This window comes from Geobacillus sp. PK12 (assembly GCF_004123125.1).
Classification (GTDB): Bacteria; Bacillota; Bacilli; order Bacillales; family Anoxybacillaceae; genus Geobacillus; species Geobacillus zalihae.
Map to the genome: position 1 here is coordinate 82,061 of NZ_SDKL01000036.1, position 20,888 is coordinate 102,948.

At 54.1% G+C, this 20,888-nt stretch carries 21 protein-coding genes; 2 read left to right on the forward strand and 19 right to left on the reverse strand.

Annotation, left to right across the window (positions count from 1 at the left end; all coding sequences use genetic code 11):
- Window positions 1–53: 53 nt before the first annotated feature.
- The 16 genes from ETR37_RS12850 to zapA form a co-directional block, all read right to left on the reverse strand.
- A complete protein-coding gene (locus ETR37_RS12850) occupies window positions 54–1,046 on the reverse strand; it encodes an aliphatic sulfonate ABC transporter substrate-binding protein (RefSeq protein WP_129447348.1) in 993 nt (330 codons plus the stop codon).
- Window positions 1,047–1,829, reverse strand: a complete 783-nt coding sequence (locus tag ETR37_RS12855; protein WP_015375553.1) for an ATP-binding cassette domain-containing protein — start codon at window positions 1,827–1,829, stop codon at window positions 1,047–1,049.
- A 77-nt stretch (window positions 1,830–1,906) separates the two neighbouring features.
- A complete protein-coding gene (ssuC, locus tag ETR37_RS12860) occupies window positions 1,907–2,713 on the reverse strand; it encodes an aliphatic sulfonate ABC transporter permease SsuC (RefSeq protein ID WP_020755574.1) in 807 nt (268 codons plus the stop codon).
- 137 nt (window positions 2,714–2,850) lie between these two features.
- Window positions 2,851–3,852 carry a sulfonate ABC transporter substrate-binding protein gene (locus tag ETR37_RS12865; RefSeq protein WP_015375555.1) on the reverse strand — a complete coding sequence of 334 codons (1,002 nt, stop codon included), beginning with the start codon at window positions 3,850–3,852 and terminating at the stop codon, window positions 2,851–2,853.
- Window positions 3,853–4,089: 237 nt separating this feature from the next.
- A complete protein-coding gene (gene trxA, locus ETR37_RS12870; RefSeq protein WP_015375556.1) occupies window positions 4,090–4,404 on the reverse strand; it encodes a thioredoxin in 315 nt (104 codons plus the stop codon).
- Between the two features lie 151 nt (window positions 4,405–4,555).
- On the reverse strand, window positions 4,556–5,533 hold the full coding sequence (locus ETR37_RS12875) for an electron transfer flavoprotein subunit alpha/FixB family protein (protein WP_015375557.1): 978 nt from the start codon (window positions 5,531–5,533) through the stop codon (window positions 4,556–4,558).
- Between the two features lie 65 nt (window positions 5,534–5,598).
- Window positions 5,599–6,375, reverse strand: a complete 777-nt coding sequence (locus ETR37_RS12880; RefSeq protein WP_129447349.1) for an electron transfer flavoprotein subunit beta/FixA family protein — start codon at window positions 6,373–6,375, stop codon at window positions 5,599–5,601.
- Window positions 6,376–6,440: 65 nt separating this feature from the next.
- Window positions 6,441–7,214, reverse strand: coding sequence for an enoyl-CoA hydratase (locus tag ETR37_RS12885; protein WP_060788008.1), 774 nt, complete (start codon window positions 7,212–7,214; stop codon window positions 6,441–6,443).
- 25 nt (window positions 7,215–7,239) lie between these two features.
- On the reverse strand, window positions 7,240–7,827 hold the full coding sequence (locus ETR37_RS12890) for a fatty acid metabolism transcriptional regulator FadR (RefSeq protein ID WP_011232163.1): 588 nt from the start codon (window positions 7,825–7,827) through the stop codon (window positions 7,240–7,242).
- 59 nt (window positions 7,828–7,886) lie between these two features.
- Window positions 7,887–9,587, reverse strand: coding sequence for a long-chain-fatty-acid--CoA ligase (locus ETR37_RS12895; protein WP_129447350.1), 1,701 nt, complete (start codon window positions 9,585–9,587; stop codon window positions 7,887–7,889).
- Window positions 9,588–9,664: 77 nt separating this feature from the next.
- On the reverse strand, window positions 9,665–9,829 hold the full coding sequence (locus ETR37_RS19170) for a hypothetical protein (protein ID WP_013144552.1): 165 nt from the start codon (window positions 9,827–9,829) through the stop codon (window positions 9,665–9,667).
- 13 nt (window positions 9,830–9,842) lie between these two features.
- Window positions 9,843–10,250, reverse strand: a complete 408-nt coding sequence (locus ETR37_RS12900) for a DUF350 domain-containing protein (RefSeq protein ID WP_015375560.1) — start codon at window positions 10,248–10,250, stop codon at window positions 9,843–9,845.
- Between the two features lie 14 nt (window positions 10,251–10,264).
- Window positions 10,265–12,619, reverse strand: a complete 2,355-nt coding sequence (locus ETR37_RS12905; protein WP_368665941.1) for an endonuclease MutS2 — start codon at window positions 12,617–12,619, stop codon at window positions 10,265–10,267.
- A 20-nt stretch (window positions 12,620–12,639) separates the two neighbouring features.
- Window positions 12,640–14,364 carry a DNA polymerase/3'-5' exonuclease PolX gene (polX, locus tag ETR37_RS12910; protein WP_129447352.1) on the reverse strand — a complete coding sequence of 575 codons (1,725 nt, stop codon included), beginning with the start codon at window positions 14,362–14,364 and terminating at the stop codon, window positions 12,640–12,642.
- Window positions 14,365–14,405: 41 nt separating this feature from the next.
- Entirely contained in the window at window positions 14,406–14,945 is a 540-nt protein-coding gene (locus ETR37_RS12915; RefSeq protein ID WP_020755584.1) for a CvpA family protein, read from the reverse strand.
- Window positions 14,938–15,213, reverse strand: a complete 276-nt coding sequence (gene zapA / locus ETR37_RS12920) for a cell division protein ZapA (protein WP_021322154.1) — start codon at window positions 15,211–15,213, stop codon at window positions 14,938–14,940. Before zapA ends, ETR37_RS12915 begins: the two co-directional genes overlap by 8 nt.
- Before the next feature lie 111 nt (window positions 15,214–15,324).
- Between zapA and rnhC the strand changes: the two genes are divergently transcribed.
- A complete protein-coding gene (gene rnhC, locus ETR37_RS12925) occupies window positions 15,325–16,254 on the forward strand; it encodes a ribonuclease HIII (protein WP_021322153.1) in 930 nt (309 codons plus the stop codon).
- A gap of 205 nt (window positions 16,255–16,459) precedes the next feature.
- Here the strand turns inward: rnhC and ETR37_RS12930 are convergent, their stop codons facing one another.
- From ETR37_RS12930 to ETR37_RS12940, 3 genes are all read right to left on the reverse strand, one after another.
- Complete coding sequence (locus ETR37_RS12930; protein WP_081132345.1) at window positions 16,460–17,440, reverse strand: aldo/keto reductase; 981 nt, start codon at window positions 17,438–17,440, stop codon at window positions 16,460–16,462.
- Window positions 17,441–17,619: 179 nt separating this feature from the next.
- The gene (locus ETR37_RS12935) at window positions 17,620–18,609 is read right to left on the reverse strand and encodes an aldo/keto reductase (RefSeq protein ID WP_081132343.1); all 990 of its coding nucleotides are present in this window, start codon (window positions 18,607–18,609) and stop codon (window positions 17,620–17,622) included.
- Between the two features lie 22 nt (window positions 18,610–18,631).
- Complete coding sequence (locus tag ETR37_RS12940; RefSeq protein ID WP_081132341.1) at window positions 18,632–19,483, reverse strand: aldo/keto reductase; 852 nt, start codon at window positions 19,481–19,483, stop codon at window positions 18,632–18,634.
- A gap of 219 nt (window positions 19,484–19,702) precedes the next feature.
- On the opposite strand from ETR37_RS12940, the gene ETR37_RS12945 reads away from it, so the two are divergent.
- On the forward strand, window positions 19,703–20,617 hold the full coding sequence (locus ETR37_RS12945) for an AraC family transcriptional regulator (protein WP_081132339.1): 915 nt from the start codon (window positions 19,703–19,705) through the stop codon (window positions 20,615–20,617).
- Window positions 20,618–20,888 lie beyond the last annotated feature (271 nt).

The window sequence follows — 20,888 nt, forward strand, 5'->3', positions numbered from 1 at the left end:
CATTTTCAGTGGAACAGCTTGTATTGATGAAGTGTGAATGTTACAGGATTTCCTTATTGTCCCTTTATGACGACCACAGCGTCTTCCACTTTGACCCGTTTTGGAATCACCCCGGCCTCATAAAAACGATCCGCAATGCGTTGCTGGGCGTCGACCACCTCCTTCGTCAGCGGAAACACCCCATATCCTCTTCGGCTCAACGTCCGTTTCCAAATCTCTTCGCCAATTTTCGTTTCTTTAACCAATAGTTTGGCGGCTTCATCGGGAGAGGAGTGGATTTCTTGATGAACTTTATTCAGTTGTGCAATGACCGTCTTCGCTACATCTGCATACTGCTTCACATCCCCATTCCGTCCTACGATAAATCCATATTGTTTGGGAAGTCCTTTCGCATCCATCAAAATGCGCGCACCGCCGTTCACTTCGGCATCGGCCAAGAACGGATCCCAAATGACCCAGGCGTCCACATCACCACGCTCAAACGCAGTTCGCGCTTCAGACGGCTGCAAATACACCGGAGTAATGTCGTTAAGTGTCAATCCAGCTGTCTCTAATGCCGTCAATAGTGTATAATGGGCGCTTGATCCTTTGCCGAAAGCCACTTTTTTTCCTTTCAAATCAGCAACGGTTTGAATCGACGATGTTTTGGGCACAATGATCGCCCGCGCAACTTCCGGTTCGTAGGCAAGATACACCAACTGTGAATCCGGGTTCGCCTGCGCCAACACCGCGGGAGCCCCGCCGACATAACCGATGTCGATTTGTCCGGCATTCAACGCTTCCAGAAGGGGGGGACCGGATTGGAATTCAAACCATTTGACTTGAACACCATGCTTTTGTAATTGTTTTTCCAAGTATCCTTTTTCTTTCAAAAATAGTGAAAACGATGATTTTTGATAGCCAATATGCAGCTCTTTCGGCCATGAATCGGCTGACGCCGAATCCTTGGACGAGGCGGGGGAGGCGCCTCGTTCTTGCCCGCAAGCCGCCAGCAGCAGGCATAAGCATGCGCTTAACACAGATAGCCAAACCAACCGTTTTTTCATCTACAACGCCCTCCTTTTCTCACCGATGGAAACTGAAGCGATCGCTCTCTCCTCCGGCTTTGTGCCTAAAATGCGACGCAAAATCGTATCCACCAAATCGGCGAACGCCGCATCGCCGCGCTGGCGCGGCCGCGGCAGACGCACAGGCACATCAAGTGTGCACACCCCGTCTTCGATGAGGATTACTCGATCCGCCAGCATCACCGCTTCATCAACATCGTGCGTAACAAGCAAAGCCGTAAACTTCTGTTCAAGCCAAAGCCGTTCAATGAGACGCTGCATGTCAATCCGAGTGAGCGCATCAAGAGCTCCAAGTGGTTCATCGAGCAACAGTAGCTGCGGATGGCTGATGAGGGCGCGGGCAAGGGCCACGCGCTGGCGCTGTCCTCCTGACAGCACGGTCGGCCAATCGTCCGCACGGTCAGCCAGCCCCACTTGCTCGAGCACCTCCAGCGCTTTCGGCTCCCATTCCCCTTTCAATCCGAGCCCGACGTTATCCATGACGCGCCGCCACGGCAGCAAGCGGGCGTCCTGAAACATGACACGTGCCTTCTCATTGAGCCCACGCAGCTCCTCCCCATCCACCAGGATCCGGCCGGACGTCGGCTCCTCCAATCCGGCGGCCAAGCGCAACAGAGTGCTTTTGCCGCATCCGCTGCGGCCAATGATGGCGACAAACTCTCCCCTCTTCACCACCAAATTGACGCGGCGCAACGCGTGTTTGTCCCCAAACTGTTTTCCCACTTGTTCCAAAATCAACTCCGCCCCTCGTCCCGGTCCCATTCATTGATCCTCCTTCCAACATTCGTTTCCAAGCCTTATGGACATTTGTTGAAGCGCCTGACATTGTTTGGCGATTTTCATATATGCTGATAATTGACGTTCCAACGAAGCCATCTTCTTTCTAGAAAACGGGCGATGCTGTCGGCCAGCTTGCCGAACAGCGCGTAAAGCAAAATGCTGAAAACAACGACATCGGTCTGCATAAACTCGCGCGCATTCATGGCCAAATATCCAATGCCGCGGTCGGCCGCGATCGTTTCCGCGACGATGAGCGTCAACCACATAATGCCAAGGGCATAGCGCAATCCAACTAAAATCGAAGGCAACGCACCAGGCAGCCAAATGCGCCAAAACAGCTGCCATGGTCCAAGCCCATAGACGCGCCCCATTTCCAGCAAGCCGGCGTCGACATTGCGGATGCCGTGCAAGGTGTTGACATACATCGGGAACAGCACGCCTAACGCGACAAGAAACACTTTCGCCTCCTCTCCAATGCCAAACCATAAGATAACGAGCGGGATCAATGCTAAATGCGGAATATTGCGAATCATTTGGATCGATGTGTCCAACAATCGCTCAGCCGGACGAAACACTCCATTGAGCAAGCCGAGAAGAAATCCGATCGATCCGCCGATGGCAAAGCCAGTCAGCGCTCTCCAAAAACTGACGGACAAATGTTTCCATAATTCTCCGTTCGAAGCAAGATTCCACGCCGCAACAATCACATCAGTCGGCGCCGGCAGCACTCGCGAAGACAGCCAACCAGCTGCTGCTGCCGCTTGCCATGCAGCGAGTAGACCGATCGGCAACGCCCACGGCACAGCCTTCCCCCCAGCCCATCCCGTCCACCTTGATAATTTCACTTCATTTCCACTCCTTTCCATCGATTCTCGTCCAAAAGTTGTCTGCCCTTTCAGCCTGTTGGATGACGCATTCGAACCTAACCACGATCATGTTGTCAAGGAGGCAGACCGGCTTTCTATCATACATTCAGCCTCTCATCACTCTTGTGCGCATTTCTTCATTTCCCCTCACGCCAAACCGCCTCTTTCACGTCTATTTTCTTTGGCAGCAGCCCTAACTGAAAAAACTGGTCGGCGATTTGCTGCTGTTGAGCCACGACTTCATCGGTGACCGGCTCAATGTTGTATGTGCGCCGTTTGGCTGCCGTCTCCAGCGCCTGTTCATCAATGCCGAGCTCCGGAGCCAAAAACGCGGCTACTCCTTTCGGATCATTGCTTGCCCAGCGATCGACCTTCTTCAGCTCTTCCAAAATGATGTTGACAACATCCGCATGCTTTTCCGCAAACGATCGAGAAGCAAAGAAAAACTCCCGGTTGGCTGCTAATCCTTGCCCGTCTGCTATGACACGCGCTTTTCCGCCTTGCTCCGCCGCGGCGTAGAACGGATCCCAAATGACCCACGCATCGACGCTTCCTTGCTCAAAAGCAGCGCGCGCGTCTGCGGGAGGCAAATAAACGGGCTGGATGTCAGAAAGTTTCAATCCTGCTTTTTCCAACGCCTGGACAAGCAAATAGTGAACGTTCGATCCTTTGTTCAACGCCACTTTTTTCCCTTTCAAGTCCGCGATCGTGCGAATTGGCGAATTTTTGGGGACTAAAATCGCTTCAGCAGCCGGATTCGGCGGCGTGGTCGCCACGTATAAAAGCGGTGTTCCAGCTGCTTGGGCAAATACAGGCGGCGCTTCACCTGTATGGCCAAAATCCAAGCTGCCCGCGTTCATCGCCTCAAGCAGTTGGGGCCCACCGGGAAACAGCGACCATTGCACCGTATACCCCAACTTTTTCAATCGTTTTTCCAAATCCCCGCGCGCTTTTAGCATATTGAGCGTGCCATATTTTTGATAGCCGATCCGAATGACCTCGCTTGCTTCCCCTTTTTGCGACGAAGCAGATCCTTTGTCTTCCTTCCCGCTATGTGCGTCGCATCCGGAGCCCATCCATAACAAAAAGACGATGGCCAGCATCCATAGTGCTTTCTTCTGTTTTAACCATTGATCCATCATTGTCCCTCCTCGTTTTCCTCATCTAATTCGCAACGGAATAAAGCGAAGCGGCATCACCTCCCAAAAATAAACTATAACTATAGAAAAACTATGAATAAAAAATGTATAATTCCTATATAACCAATATGAATTGTTGGTTATTAATATAAAGAAAATGCTTCCTGTTGTCAATCATTTTTTGAGGCCATCAAAAAAATCCAGAGGTCCCTCCCTCTGGATTTTTGGTCATCGACATTACGCATGCTTGCTCACAAACTCCACAAGCGCCTCTTTCGGCTGATAGCCGATCGCTTTGTCGACAAGTTGGCCATCTTTGAACAGAAGCAGCGTCGGGATGCTCATGACGCCGAACTTCGACGCTGTTTCTTGGTTTTCATCGACATTCACTTTGACGATTTTCACTTTGTCGCCCATTTCGCGGTCAAGCTCTTCCAGCACCGGAGCGATCATGCGGCACGGTCCGCACCATGGCGCCCAAAAGTCAACGAGCGTGAGGCCGTCTTTCGTTTCTGCGGCGAACGTTTGGTCAGTGGCGTTGACAATCGCCATATGGATTCCCTCCCATCTTCTTGAATGCTGCAAGCAAAGTATACCATGGAATGCAAGTCTGCGCGAATGTTTTGCTTCGTTTCTACTATTCGCTTTTGCCGCGGAATTTATCCGTCAAAAAACGGACGGCTGCAGCCGCCCGTGTTGTTCATTACGAATGCACTTTCAGTTTTTTGAACTCTTCGGTGAGGAGCGGAACGACTTCGAACAAATCGCCGACAATGCCGTAGTCCGCGACTTTAAAGATGTTGGCTTCCGGGTCTTTGTTAATGGCGACGATGACTTTCGAGTTGGACATCCCCGCTAAATGCTGGATGGCGCCTGAGATGCCGCAGGCGATGTAAAGGTCCGGCGTGACGACTTTTCCCGTTTGTCCGATTTGCAGCGAGTAGTCGCAATAGCCGGCATCGCACGCCCCGCGCGAAGCGCCGACCGCGCCGCCCAACACTTCGGCGAGCTCTTTGAGCGGCTTGAAGCCTTCGGCGCTTTTGACGCCTCGGCCGCCGGCGACGATCACTTTCGCCTCGGTCAAGTCGACGCCTTCCGCCGTTTTGCGGACGACTTCTTTGACAATCGCGCGCAAGTCTTTAATCTCGACGGCGAGCGCTTCCACGCTGCCTGTGCGCGACTCGTCGCGCTCAAGCGGCGCGATGTTGTTCGGACGCACGGTCGCGAAGATGATGCCATCGGTGACAATTTTCTTTTCAAACGCCTTGCCGGAGTAGATCGGACGGGTAAAGACGATGTTGCCGCCTGCCTCTTCGACGGCGATGACGTCGGAAACGAGGCCGGCGTCGAGCTTGATGGCCAATTTCGGCGACAAGTCTTTGCCGAGCGCCGTATGGCCGAAGACGATGCCTTCCGGCTGCTCTTTGTCAATCACGGCTTTTAACGCTTGCGAATAGCCATCTGATGTATAAAATTTCAAATTCGGATGTTCGATGACGACGACGCGGTCGGCACCGCGGTAAATGAGTTCGTTCGCATGCGCCTGCACTTGGTCGCCGACGAGCACCGAGACGACTTCCCCGCCTTCGGCGATCGTTTTGGCCGCTGCAATGGCTTCAAACGAAACGTTCCGCAGCGATCCATCCCGCACTTCTGCTAAGGTCAATACTTTACGTGCCATGTTTCAGTCCCCCTATCCTTTGATTCCCCGTTGTGCTTCATCCGAACGCCGACAGCGGTTTCCGCTTATACCACTTTCGCTTCGGAGCGGAGCAGCTGAACGAGTTCCTTCACTTGATCAGCGATCTCGCCTTGCAAAATTTTGCCCGCTTCGCGCTTCGGCGGCAAGAACACTTCGATCGTTTTCGTTTTTGCTTCGACATCCTCTTCATCAAGATCCAGGTCGTCAAGCTCCAACTCGTCAAGCGGCTTTTTCTTCGCCTTCATAATGCCCGGCAACGACGGATAGCGCGGTTCATTCAGCCCTTGTTGAGCGGTGACAAGGAGCGGCAGCGACGTTTCGATGATTTCCTCATCCCCCTCGACGTCGCGCACAACGGTCACTTTGCCGCCGTCGGCAATGTCGAGCTTCGTGATCGTCGTCACATACGGAATGCCGAGCAATTCCGCAACGCGCGGGCCGACTTGCCCGGAACCGCCGTCAATAGCGACGTTGCCGGCTAAAATCAAGTCCGGGTTTTTGTCTTTTAAGTATTCAGCGAGCACTTTCGCCGTCGTATATTGGTCTTGTTCTTCGACATCATCGTCAATGTTGATGAGCACCGCTTTATCGCAGCCCATGGCGAGCGCCGTGCGCAGCTCTTTTTCCGCTTCCTCGCTGCCGACGGTGACGACCGTCACTTCACCGCCCTGTTTGTCGCGGACTTGAATGGCTTCTTCAATGGCGTATTCGTCGTACGGGTTGATGATGAATTCAGCGCCTTCCTCGTTGATCTTGCCATTGACGATGGAGATTTTTTCTTCCGTGTCAAAGGTGCGTTTCATCAACACAAAAATGTTCATGTCGTTCCCCTCCTCGGTTTGATCGAACATTGTTTCATGTTCCAACATTCAGATATTTACAGGGATCATTTCCCTTTAAAGACAGGCGGCCGTTTTTCCAAAAACGCCTGCACGCCTTCTTTTGCATCCTCGGATCCAAACACGCGGCCAAACCATTCCGCTTCCTCGCGCACTGCCTCGGCAAACGATTTTTCCTTCGCGGTGTTGAGCAGTTCAATCGTCGCACGGACGGAAAGCGGACTTTTGGCGGCGATCTTTTTCGCCAACGCTTTTGCTTCATCAAGAAGCCGCTCTTCCGGCACCGCCTTGTTGGCAAGCCCCCATTCAACCGCTTCGAGTCCGGTGATCGGCTCGCTCGTCCACATCATTTCCGCCGCTTTGCCAAAGCCGACGTAGCGCACAAGCCGCTGCGTGCCAGCAAATCCAGGGATGATGCCAAGCTGCAACTCCGGAAGGCCGAGTTTGGCGTTTTCCGCCACCACGCGAATGTGGCAGCTCATAGCCAGCTCCAACCCACCGCCTAATGCGGCGCCGTGAATCGCCGCAATGACTGGTTTGGAAAAGCGTTCGATCCGCTCCATCACGAGTTGGCCGTTGCGCGACAAGCCGGATGCCTCCTCAGCGGAAGCGATGGACGTGAATTCTTTAATATCGGCGCCGGCTGAGAAAAATCTTCCTTCGCCATGAAGCAGCACGACGCGTACTTCCGGATCGGTCTCGAGCTCGTCCAACACGGTTGAAAACTCTTTCAAAACCGCTGATGAAAGGGCGTTCGCCGGCGGCCGCGAAAACGTCACGACGGCGACGAACTCCTCTTTCGCTATGCGAAAATGCTCCATGAAGCCTCTCCCCTTTCTGCCTTTCCTAACGCCCGGCGGCGCACCCTTTGACGAGCAGTTCGTACACCGGATCGGCGAGGGCGGCCAAGTCATACTTTTGCTCGTTCATCACCCACGTCGTCACCGTTTCATCAAGGGTGCCAAAGATCATTTGCCGAGTGAGCCGGACGTCTAAATCTTGGCGAAACTCCCCTTTTTCCATCCCCTCCATGATGATGCGGTCGATGAGCCGCAAATATCCTTTCAGCACCTCATTGATGCGATGGCGCAGCTCTTTGTTCGACTGGCGCAGCTCAAGCTGCGTCACGACCGCCATATGCGGATCAGCGGCGAGGGCGGAAAAATGAGTTTTCACCAATACATACAATTTCTCTAGGGGGCTTGAAATTCCTTCTGTCTCTTGTTCAATTTTCTCGATGAACGCCCCCATCTTTTCCTGAAAAAGCGAAATTAAAATATCCTCTTTGTTTTTAAAATAAAGGTAGATCGTGCCGTCGGCGACACCGGCCTGCTTGGCGATTTTCGACACCTGTGCTTGATGGTAGCCGTGCTCGGCGATGACGACGACGGCAGCGTCAATGATTTGCTTAAATTTCGGCTTTTCCCTCCGCAATATGGATTCTCCTTTTCTCACTTTCCATCCGCCAAATGAATGAACCATCATTCATATTTTCATTTTACGGGCAATTCTGCCGATTTGTCAAGCTTCTTTTTCTCCTCTTCCACCAACACGCGGCGCAAAATTTTGCCGACCGCCGTCTTCGGCAATTCGCTGCGGAACTCGTAGATGCGCGGCACTTTGTAAGCAGCCAGGCGCTGGCGCATAAACGCGTCAAGCTCCTGTTCGCTGCACATCTCCCCCGGCTTTAACACGACGAACGCTTTCACCGTCTCGCCGCGGTACGGATCCGGAACGCCGATCACGGCCGCTTCCTGCACTTTCGGGTGCTCGTACAGCGCTTCTTCGACTTCGCGCGGGTAAATGTTGTAACCGCCGGCGATAATGACATCTTTCTTGCGGTCGACGATATAAAAATACCCCCGCTCATCCATATAGCCGATGTCACCTGTATACAGCCAACCGTCGCGCAGCACTTGCTCGGTCTCCTCCGGACGGTTCCAATAGCCTTTCATCACTTGCGGCCCGCGCACGACGAGTTCTCCACGCTCGCCCGGCTTTGCTTCCTCACCCGTTTCCAAGGAAATGATTTTCGCGTCCGTATCCGGCCACGGAACGCCGATGCTTCCTTTCACCCGCTCCCCATCCCAAAGGAAGTTGCTGTGGGTGACAGGGGACGCCTCGGTCAACCCATAGCCTTCAATCAATTTTCCGCCCGTCACCCGTTCAAACTGCTCCTGCACCTCAACCGGCAACGGAGCGGAGCCGCTGATGCAGACGTTGATCGAGGATAAATCATATTTGGCCAAGTCGGGCTCATTCAACAAAGCGATATACATCGTCGGCGCGCCTGGGAACATCGTCGGCCGGGTGCGCTCGATTGCTTTTAATGTTTGCTTGACATCAAAGCGCGGGAGCAGCACCATTTTGCTCGCCATCATCACGGACAAATTCATCACCGTCGTCATGCCGTACACGTGGAAAAACGGAAGCACACCGAGCACCGTTTCTTTTCCTTTTTCGCATTTATACACCCAATGAGCGCACATGAGCGTATTGGCGATCAAATTGCGATGCGTCAACATGGCCGCTTTCGGATGCCCCGTCGTGCCGCCTGTATATTGCAGCAGCGCCACATCTTCCACCGGATCAATGTCCTCCCCGATCGGCGCCGTCTCTTTGCAGCTCATGATCGTGCGGAACAGATGAACAGTTTCGCTTTCCGCGATGCGGACAATCGGCATGTTTTGCTTCCGCTGCACAAGCGGATACAGCCATTTCTTCACCGTGGGCAAATAATCTTGCATTCTCGTGACAATCCAATGTTTGACTGGCGTCCTCCCTTTCACCTTTTCCGCCTTTGGATACAGAAGATCCATCGTCACGAGCACCGAGGCGCCGCTGTCGTTCAGCTGGTATTCAAGCTCATACTCGGTGTAAAGCGGATTCGTCTGCACGACGATGCCGCCGGCTAGGAGCGTCCCATAGTAGCTGATGACGGCCTGCGGGCAGTTCGGCAGCATCACCGCCACCCGATCCCCTTTTTTCAATCCGATCGTCCGCAAATAATGCGCGAATGTCAAAGCCTGCTCGTACAGCTCGCGAAACGTCATCGTTTTGCCCAAAAAGTCGATCGCCTCATGGTCTCCGAATTGTTCCGCCGTCTCCCGCAAATAGTCGGAAAGCGTTTTCTTTGGATAGTCGAGCGTATGCGGAATCTCCGGCGGGTAGTGAGCGAGCCACGGTTTTTCCATCCCAATCCCCCCTTACTTCTATTTTATTTTACTTTTTCTAATTTTTCATCAAAAAAACGCCTCGCCTGAGCGAGACGTCACCAAAACCAGTACACCAAACCAACGAAGAAAAAGCACGCGCAAATGACAAACAAGATTTTCGCCAACACATCAACCGATCGGTTGCGCACCGCCATATAGACGATGCCGGCGATCAAAAGCAGTCCGACTGCGATCAACAACCATTTGACTACTGCGTTCATTCGTTGTTCCCCTTTACTGAATCCCTTCGCCGATGACAAACGACAAACCGACGGAAATCACCATGGAAATCAAGCCGACGGCCCGGTTGTCATTGGCAATTTCGTCATCAATATTGAATTTCGGCGTCAAAAATTCGTAAATAAAGTACGCGGCCAGCAGAAGCAAAAACCCGTACAGCCCCCAGCCGATCATCGACGGCAGCGATTCATGGCGGGCGAGCGCATAGCGAAAAATGTTGGCGATGCCGAAAATTTTCCCGCCGGTTGCCATCGCCACCGCCACATTGCCTTTGCGAATCTCTTCCCAGTTTTTGTACTTCGTCACCAATTCAAATACGGCTAAAAAGACGACGATGCACAGCACGGCGACGCTGAAATTGGCCGCCGTTTTCACCATGTCGTGCTCCCAAAACGACGCCATTGCCATCGCCCCCATCATTTCAGTTCCACGATCGTCACCCCAGTGCCGCCTTCATTCGCCTCACCAAATCGGAAGCTTTTCACCGCCCGATGCTGCTTCAAAAACTGCTGTACTCCTTGGCGGAGCGCGCCCGTTCCTTTGCCGTGAATGATCGAAACACGCGCATAGCCAGCGAGCACAGCATCATCCAAGTACTTCTCAAGCCGAAGGAGAGCGTCTTCGTACCGTTCGCCGCGCAAGTCAAGCTCGAGGCTCACATGGGCGTCCTTGCCTTTCACCGTCGCAATCGGCGTCACTTCTTTCGCCGGCGCACTGCCGATATACTCCAAATCGCGTTCACGGATTTTCATTTTTAAAATGCCAAGCTGCACTTGCCATTCGTCGTCCGACACTTTTTCGATCAAGTAGCCTTTTTGGTTGAGGCTCGTCACCTTCACTTCATCACCCGGCTGGAACACATGGCGTGAAGCAGCCTTTTTCGCTTTTTTTCGCTTCTCCACTTTCGGCAGCGCAGCAGCGAGCCGCTGTTTCGCCTCGACGAGCTCATGCTCTTTCACTTCCGCCTGCTTTTCTTTTTGCAAGCGGCGCAGCTCTTGAATGATCCGCTCGGCTTCGCGTTCCGCGGCGCGGATGATGTCGGCTGCTTTTTGCGTTGCTTCCGCCAGCCGCTCCGCTTTTTCTTCTTCGAGCTCTTCCCATTTTTGTTCCCATTCGGCGCGCAGACGCTCAGCCTCCTCCAGCGCCGCCCGCGCCCGCGCTTCCTCTTCCTCCGCTTGCTTTTTGCTCCGTTCAAGCGACGCGATCATGTTTTCGACGTTATGGCTTTCCGCGCTCACTTGCGCTTTCGCCCGCTCAATGATGCGTTCATCAAGCCCAAGGCGGCGCGAGATGTCAAAGGCGTTGCTGCGGCCGGGGATGCCGATCAACAGTTTATACGTCGGGCGGAGCGTTTCGGTGTCAAACTCGACGCTCGCATTCACGACACCGGGGCGGTTGTAGCCGTACGCTTTCAACTCCGGATAATGCGTCGTCGCCACCGTCCGCGCTCCGCGCCCATGCACTTCATCCAAGATGGCGATGGCGAGCGCCGCCCCTTCCTGCGGATCGGTGCCAGCCCCAAGCTCGTCAAACAGCACAAGGCTTTCACCATCGACATGGCGCAAAATGTCAACGATATTGACCATATGGGACGAGAACGTGCTCAAGCTTTGTTCGATCGACTGCTCATCGCCGATATCGGCGAAAACGGAACGGAACACCGCCGCTTCCGATCCATCAGCCGCCGGGATGAACAGCCCCGCTTGCGCCATGAGCGTCAACAAGCCGATCGTTTTTAACGTCACCGTTTTTCCGCCGGTGTTCGGCCCGGTGATGACGATCGTCGTATAGTCGCCGCCGAGTTCAATGTCATTCGGCACCGCCTTTTCTTGATCCAGCAGCGGATGGCGTGCCTGCAAAAAACGAAGATAGCCTCGGCTATTGACCGCTGGCTTCGCGGCTTGCAACCGGCGGGCGTATTTCGCCTTGGCGAACGCAAAATCAAGCGCCGCAAGTGACTCAACCGCCCGCGCAAGCGGCTCGGCCTGCTCAGCGACTTTTGCCGAAAGTTCGCGCAAAATGCGTTCGATTTCTTGCTTTTCTTTCGCCCGCGCTTCGCGGAGCGCGTTGTTCAACTCGACGACCGCCTGCGGTTCAATAAACAGCGTCGCCCCGGACGCTGACTGGTCGTGGACGATGCCGCCGTAGGCGCCGCGATACTCTTGTTTCACCGGGATGACATATCGGTCATTGCGGATCGTAATGATGGCGTCCGACAGCCGCTTTTGCGCCGACGGCGAGCGGATGATGTTCTCGAGTTTCTCGCGGATGCGCGCTTCCACTGACCGAATTTGCCCGCGCAGCGAGCGGAGGCGGTCGCTTGCGGCATCCAACACTTCGCCATGGTCGTCGATCGAGCGGCGAATGTCATGTTCAAGCGCCGGCACCTCCACGAGCTCATCGGCATAAGTGGACAGACGGTCCAATCCCCCGTGCTCTTCATGCAGATCCATAATCAGCCGCTTCATTTGCCGGCTTGCGGCCGAGGTGGCCGCCACTTCAAGCAGCTCTTGCGGGCTGAGCGTGCCGCCGATCGCCGCCCGCTTGAGATGCGGACGGATGTCGACTACTCCGTCAAGCGGCGCATAGCCAGCAAGCCGCAAAACAGCGGCGGCTTCATCCGTTTCGTCAAGCCAGGCGGCCACCTCCTCCAAGTCAGAAGACGGTATGAGAGCGTCGATTTTTTCCAAACCGAGCGGCGAGGACGCATGCTCTGCCAACTGCTCTTTCACTTTATCGAACCCCAAGGTGTGAAGCACTTTTCGTTGCACGTATCTGACCCCCAGCTGATTCATTTCTTTCGTTTGTCGCGCAAAAACTGTTGCAGCTTTTCAAGCGGCCATGTGTTGATGACCGTTTCCTTATGGATCCAACCTTTTCTTGCCGTCGCTACGCCGATCGCCATATCCTCGAGCATGTCCAAATGGTGGGCGTCCGTGTTAATGGCAATATACGCCCCCGCTTCCTCGGCTTTTTTCACGTAGGCCGCCGACAAGTCGAGCCGGTTTGGGTTGGCGTTTAACTCAAGCACCGTGTTCGTCTCCGCCGCCAGCTCGATGAGCCGCTCGATATCGACGTCATAGCCGTCGCGCTGGCCGATCAGCCGCCCGGTCGGGTGGGCAATGACATCGACGTACGGGTGGCGAAGCGCCGCCTCCAACCGTTTCATGATCGTCTCGCGCGGCTGTTTGAACGCAGAGTGAATGGCGGCGATGACAAAATCAAGCTCCTTGAGCACGTCATCGTCGTAATCGAGCGTCCCGTCCGGCAAAATATCCATCTCAATGCCGGCCAAAATCGTAAAATCCGAATAGCGCGCGTTCAGCCGCTCAATTTCCTCGCGCTGGCGCCGCAACCGATCCGGGGTCAAGCCGTTGGCGACTTTCAAATAGTGCGAATGGTCGGTGATGGCGATATACCGGTAGCCGCGGCGGCGGCACGCCTCAGCGAGCTCCGCAAGCGAACACGACCCGTCGCTCCACGCCGAATGCATATGCAAATCGCCTTGAATGTCTTCAAGGCGCACAAGCGGCCGATCAGCGGAAAACCGCTCGATTTCCGTGCCATCTTCACGCAGCTCCGGCGGAATGTGCGGCAGCCCGAAATGGGCGTAAAACGCCGCTTCATTCGGGAACGTTTTCACTTCGCCTGTCGCTTCGTCTTCCACGCCGTATTCGCTGATTTTCTCGCCGCGCTCTTTGGCGAGCTGGCGCATGCGCACGTTATGCTCCTTCGATCCGGTGAAATGATGAAGCGCGGTCGCGAATTGCGCCTCGCTGACCAGCCGAAAGTCAACGGCCACTTCATCCTCATACTGGAAAAGAAGCGACACTTTCGTCTCCCCAGCGGCGAGCACCCCGCGGACGCGCTCAAAGCCGAGCAGCCCGTCGCGCACCTCGGCCGGACGGTCGGTAGCGATGACATAATCCAAATCTTTCACCGTTTCATTCAAGCGCCGCAAACTGCCGGCCCGCGAGAAGCGGATGACGCCATCAAGACAAGCGAGCTGGCGTTCAATGTCCGCCGCGATCGCGAGCACCCGAGCGAGCGGCAGCCGCTCGGGGCGTTTGCCTGCCTTTTCAATGGCCGCAAGCAGCTTTTCTTCCGTTTTCGCGCCAAAACCGGGAAGCTCCCGCACTTTTCCAGCCAAGCACGCTTCTTTCAATCCGTCCATATCGACAATGCCAAGCTCCTGATGCAGCTTGGCGATTTTTTTGCCGCCAAGCCCCGGGATCTTAAGCAAGGAAAGAAGCGTTTCCGGAATATCGCGCTTTAATTCCTCGAGCACCGATGATGAACCGGTTTCGACAAACTCGGTGATGATCGCCGCCGTGCTTTTGCCGATGCCGGGAATGGCGGTGAAATCGCCAATTTCCGCGAGGCTCCGCTCATCCGTTTCCAAGGCGTTCGCCGCTTTGCGGAAGGCGTTGACCTTAAATGGATTTTCTCCTTTGATCTCCATATACAGTGCGATCGTTTCAAGCAGGCGGATGACCTCTTTTTTATGGACGCTCATCCCCGTCCCTCCCTTTCCCGAAAAACCGCGGCCGCGCTCCGTCAAACGCGGCCATGAATCCACCAGTTGCCAAGCATCTCCGACAACACCGGCGTATGTTTCACAATCACGGTCGCCATGAGCGAACGTTGCAGCTGTTCTTGGACGCTGTCAATCGGCACGAGCGCACCGATATACAAAAGCAAAAAGACAAGCAAATACACTTCCGCAAATCCGAGCGCCGCCCCGGCCAAGCGGTTGACGCTGCGCAACAGCGGCAGCTGGGCGACGAAATCGAGCATCGAGCCGACGATTTGAAGCACGATTTTCACCACAAAAAATAAAAGTGCAAAGGAAATCGCCCGATAATAGGCATCGTCTAAATGGGTGCTCTGAAACAGCAGCTTCATCGTCTCCGGATCGCCAAACGTCGGATACGGAATCCAAAGGCGCAATGTCGGCACCAACCGTTCATAATACCGGTAAGCGACGTAAAAGGCGATGAAAAACCCGGCCATATGAATGAACTGGAGAATAAAGCCGCGCTTCAGCCCGATCATCGCCCCCAGCAACAGGACAAACAGCAGCACGACATCAATCATCCTGTTTCCCGTCCTTTTCCTGTTTCAGCTTTTCCGCCAGCCGTTGATATTCTTCTTTCAGTTTGAGATACTCACTGGCGATGTTGACGGCCGTCAACACGGCCAGCTTCGGCACATCGAGCAGCGGATTTTTCTCACTGAATTCATGCATTTTATCGTCAACGAACGCCGCCACGAGCCGGATGTGGGCCGGGCTTTCCGCGCCGACGATCGTGTAGTCTTGTCCATAGATGCGGACGCTCACCCGCGTTTTTGGCTGTTCTGTCAAGCTTTCTCCCCCATTTCGCCAAATCCTACTGTTTATCATATCATGAACGCTGGTATAATGGAAAGAAGCGACACACAGCAACGATAGAGAAGATAAAGGAGCGATCGAACGTTGTCAAACTATGTGATTCAAGCCGACCAACAGCTGCTTGACGCCTTGCGCGCTCACTACCAAGACGCCTTGTCCGACCGGCTTCCGGCTGGAGCGTTGTTTGCCGTCAAGCGCCCGGATGTCGTGATCACCGCCTACCGCTCAGGCAAAGTGCTGTTTCAAGGGAAAGCGGCGGAGCAAGAAGCAGCGAAATGGATATCAGGGGCGAGCGCCTCAAACGAAACAGCTGACCACCAGCCGTCCGCTTTGGCAGCTCATCAACTCGGGTCTCTTTCCGCCATCGGTTCCGATGAAGTCGGCACCGGCGATTATTTCGGCCCGATCGTCGTCGCCGCTGCCTACGTTGAGCGGTCGCATATCGCCAAAATCGCGGCGCTTGGCGTGAAAGATTCGAAACAATTGAACGATGAAGCGATCAAACGGATCGCACCAGCCATCATGGAAACCGTGCCGCATGCGGTCACCGTGCTGGATAACCCCCAATACAACCGCTGGCAGCGAAGCGGCATGCCGCAGACGAAAATGAAGGCGCTGCTTCACAACCGGACGCTCACCAAGCTGCTCGACAAAATCGCGCCTATCGAACCGGAAGCAATCATTATCGATCAATTTTTAGAACGTGACTCGTATTTCCGCTGCCTCGCAGGGGAAGCGCGCATCGTAAGCGAGCGGGTGCACTGCCTTCCAAAGGCAGAAAGTGCCCACGTATCAGTCGCCTCCGCCTCGATCATCGCCCGCTATGTGTTTTTAGACGAAATGGAGCGATTATCCCGCGCCATCGGCCTCCCGCTTCCAAAAGGCGCCGGCGCCATGGCCGATGAAGCCGCCGCCCGGATCATCCGCGCGCGGGGGGCTGAAGCGCTTGAGACGTGCGCCAAGCTTCATTTCGCCAATACGAAAAAGGCGCTGGCCATCGCCAAGCGCCGGTAATTGTTTCCATCACACCCATGGGAAACGGTAGCGTTGGCTCCGTTGCAAAGGTCGGCCCGTAGTAACTGAACGACACCGTTTCCCATCCTTTCCATATGTTTCGTTTTACATATGAAGAAAATGTCTTTTCATCCATAAACAACCAAAAGACTGTCCCCATCCAGCCTAATGAGCCGGACTTTTTGGACAGCCTGTTCTCCCTCCGTTATCGATGCCCAACGATCGGATGCGGCACGTACGGTTCTTCTAGGTAGGCGATTTCTTCTGCTGTTAACGAGATGGATAGCGCGCCGACCGCATCTTCGAGATGGGACAGTTTCGTCGCCCCGACAATCGGTGCGGTGACCGGTTCTTTCTGCAGCAGCCAGGCAAGGGCGATTTGCGCGCGCTTCACGCCGTGTTGTTTGGCGAGCTCAGAGACCCGTTCGATGATCACTCGATCCGCCTCGGCCGTGGTGTCGTATTTTGATCGTTGAATTTGATCGGTTTCGGAACGATGCGTTGTTTCTGACGCGCCGCGCGCCAGCCTTCCTGACGCCAGCGGGCTGTACGGGATCACAGCGATGTTCTCCTCTTGGCAAAGCGGCAGCATTTCCCGCTCTTCCTCACGGTAAATGAGATTGTAATGATTTTGCATCGACACAAATTTCGTCCACCCGTGTTTTTCCGCTGTATAATTGGCCTTCAAAAACTGCCAAGCATACATCGAAGACGCGCCGATGTATCGTGCTTTTCCCGCTTTCACCACATCGTGCAACGCTTCCATCGTTTCCTCGATCGGCGTATCATAGTCCCAGCGGTGGATTTGATACAAATCGACATAATCGGTGCCCAGCCGTTTCAAACTTTTGTCAATTTCGCTCATGATGGCCTTTCGGGACAGCCCTTTCCGGTTTGGCCCTTCGTGCGCCGTGAAATACACTTTCGTGGCAATGACAATTTCATCTCGATCGGCGTAGTCCTTTAACACCCGCCCCAATATTTCCTCGCTCGTTCCGTCGGAATACACATTGGCGGTATCAAAAAAGTTGATGCCTAATTCCAGCGCCCGCTTGATGATCGGACGGCTTTTCTCTTCATCAAGCACCCATGGATGAATCCAGCGGCCGGGGACGCCAAAACTCATGCCGCCGAGGCAAAGGCGCGAAACGTCCAAACCGGTGTTGCCAAGTTTCACATATTTCATGTTGGTTCACCCTCTCTTTCCCCTTTGCTTGCTTTACACTGTGTTTGCGAAATGAACAAAACGAGCAACAATGTCTACCATCATTGGAACGAACGTCGGCTTTTGCCCTGGCAAAAAAAAGATCGCCAAATACACAACTACAATCGAGCGATCCAAAAAGCAGCCTTTATCCCCCAGCGCTATTTGCTTACCCGCTTGGCAAAGTCCGAACCAGCCGGATAACGGTCGCCGGCAATGTCGATGTTGGCGAGGGCATCGTTCAACCGCTGCAATTCCTCTGCCGTCAACACGACCTCCAACGCGCCAAGATTTTCTTCGAGGCGCTCGAATTTGCGCGTTCCCGGGATCGGCACGATCCATGGCTTTTGCGCCAACAGCCACGCCAAGGCGATTTGCGCCGGCGTCGCTTGTTTCTCGGCCGCAAACCGTTTGATGAGCTCGACCAGCCCTTGATTGGCCTCGAGGTTTTCCGGCTGGAACCGCGGCACAATGCGGCGGAAATCGGATTCGGCGAACGTTGCGTTCCGATCAATCGCTCCGGTCAGAAATCCCTTGCCAAGCGGGCTGAACGGCACAAAGCCAATGCCGAGCTCCTCAAGCGCAGGCAATAGTTCTTCTTCCGGACTTCTCCACCATAACGAGTATTCGCTTTGGACAGCCGTAAGCGGCTCTACCGCATGGGCGCGGCGGATCGTTTGCACCCCAGCTTCCGAAAGCCCCCAATGCCGAATTTTGCCTTCCTTCATCAAGTCTTGGATCACTCCGGCTACTTCCTCGATCGGCACGTCCGGGTCGACGCGGTGTTGATAGTACAGGTCAATGGCTTCCACTCTCAGACGCTTGAGCGAACCTTCCACCGAGCGGCGGATCGTCTCCGGCTTGCTGTCGAGCACTTGCTTGCCGTCTTTCAGTTGAATGCCGAATTTCGTGGCGATGACCACCTCTCCTTTGAACGGAGCGAGCGCCTCGCCGACCAATTCCTCATTCACGTATGGCCCGTACACTTCGGCCGTATCAAAAAACGTGACCCCGCGCTCCACGGCCGCATGAATGAGAGCGATCATTTCGTTTTTGTCGGCAGCCGGCCCATAGCCGTAGCTCATCCCCATGCAGCCGAGCCCGATCGCGGACACTTCTAAGCCGCTTTTGCCTAATTGACGTTTTTGCATCCTCTTCCTCCTTTATTTTCCGTTAAATCTCCAATCGGCGCTGGCAAAGCCACTTCACGATTTCGGGATCGCGATGGGAAAAGAACAAGCTTTGCTTCGTATCGAGGGCGGCGATGTTGTTCATATCCTCTTGATCGAGCTCAAAATCAAAGATTTGGAAGTTTTCCACGATGCGCTCTTTATGCACCGATTTCGGAATCGCCACAATCCCCCTTTGCGTCAGCCAGCGCAAAATGACTTGGGCGACCGATTTGTTGTGCTTGTTCGCGATTGAAACCAATACTTCATTTTGAAACATATTGTTTCGTCCTTCCGCAAAAGGCGCCCACGACTCGATTTGGACGCCATGTTGTTTCATGAACTCCGCGCTTTCCACTTGTTGGCAGAACGGATGCGTTTCAATTTGATTGACCGCCGGGGTCACGTCATGATGAAGAATCAAATCGATGAGACGGTCCATGTGGAAATTGCTCACCCCAATCGCGCGAACTTTCCCTTCGCGATACAACTCCTCCATGGCGCGCCAAGAGCCGTATACATCCCCAAATGGCTGGTGAATGAGATACAAATCGATGTAATCAAGCTGCAGCCGCTCCAACGATCTCGCAAATGCTTTTTTCGTGCTTTCATAGCCGGCATCTTGAATCCACAGTTTCGTCGTCACAAAAATGTCTTCTCTCGGAATGCCGCTCCGTTTGATCGCCCGCCCAACAGCCTCTTCATTTTGATACGACGCAGCCGTATCAATGAGCCGATAGCCGGTCATGAGCGCATCGTACACGCATTGTTCGCACAATTCCAGATCGTTGATTTGATAGACGCCGAAGCCTAAGATCGGCATGTTGACGCCGTTGTTTAACACTACCATTTGCATCGTTCTCTACCTCCTTGCTTGATTCGGTTAATCATGGCGACAATGGCAAACCGGCAGCGCACATCGCCACGAAGAACGCTACCCACAATGTCATTATGCTCTCTTTTGCACCGCAACCGGTATCACAATTCTCGCAAATCATTGCCTAATTCTCTCAACCCTCTTCCAGTTACGGAAAAGGGTTAGGTAAAATAACTGTAGTGGAAGGGGGAAAAACGGTTGAAATCGATCATTGAGCAACAACAGAAATTGGCGTCGCTCATCGAACGCCATACCGGAAAAGACGGGGTTTACGAAACAGAGATTCCATCGCTTTTTCTGTTTCGCGAATCACATCCAACAACACCGAAGCACGGCGTCCAACGCCCATCGTTTTGCTTGATCGTGCAAGGCCGAAAAGACGTATGGCTGGCGGGGGAACGGTTTACGTACAGCCCAACCCATTATCTTGTCTCTTCCGTCGACTTGCCGGTCATCTCCCAAGTGGTCGAAGCAAGCGAACAGACGCCGTATTTGGCCTTGCGCATGGAAATAGCGCTCCAGCAAGTCATCGAGCTGCTGCAGCGCACCGAAAACCATATTCGTCCGCCGAAAAAACCGAAGCGGGCGATGTTTGTCAGCGCGGTGGAACCGGATTTGCTTGATGCCGTCACGAGGCTCATTCGCTTGCTCGACGCGCCCAACGATATCCGTATTTTAGCGCCGATGTACCAAAAAGAAATTTTATACCGCGTGCTGCAAGGGCCGTATGGCGACGTCCTCAAACAATTGGCCGTCCAAAACAGCCGTACCCATCACATTCATCATGTCATCGAATATATGAAGAAACACTATCGTCAACCGATTCGCATCGAAGAGCTGGCGGAGTTGTCTCATATGAGTCCGGCATCGCTCCATCGCCATTTCAAAGAAGTCACCGGAATGAGCCCGATCCAGTTTCAAAAGCAGCTGCGCCTGCAAGAAGCGCGGCGGCTTTTGCTGACGGAGGCGATCGATGCCGCTGACGCCGCCTTTCAAGTCGGCTATGAAAGCCCGTCGCAATTCAGCCGTGAATATTCCCGACTATTCGGGCGGCCGCCGAAGGAAGATGCGAAACATTTGCGGTCTGGGTCTACGGAACGAGCGAACGCCTAAAAGCGAAGGTCGGTTCATATGCTGGTCTTTTTTTTGCGCATCGCTCTCCCGTTGCATTCGAACCGTCCGTTCTTCTCTTCCCATCGTCTTTGGCGAATGCGTCCCGCCTAACGGGATGGTCCGTGTGGAATGTTTCTCAACCGGTTGGCGTCGCCCAGCGCCTGCATGGTTCCATATGATTTCTCTCAAAAATCATCATTGATTGATTAAAATACATATGTTTATAATTTAACCCGTGGTGCTAGTTGAGTGTCAGCGCTCAACCAGCCCT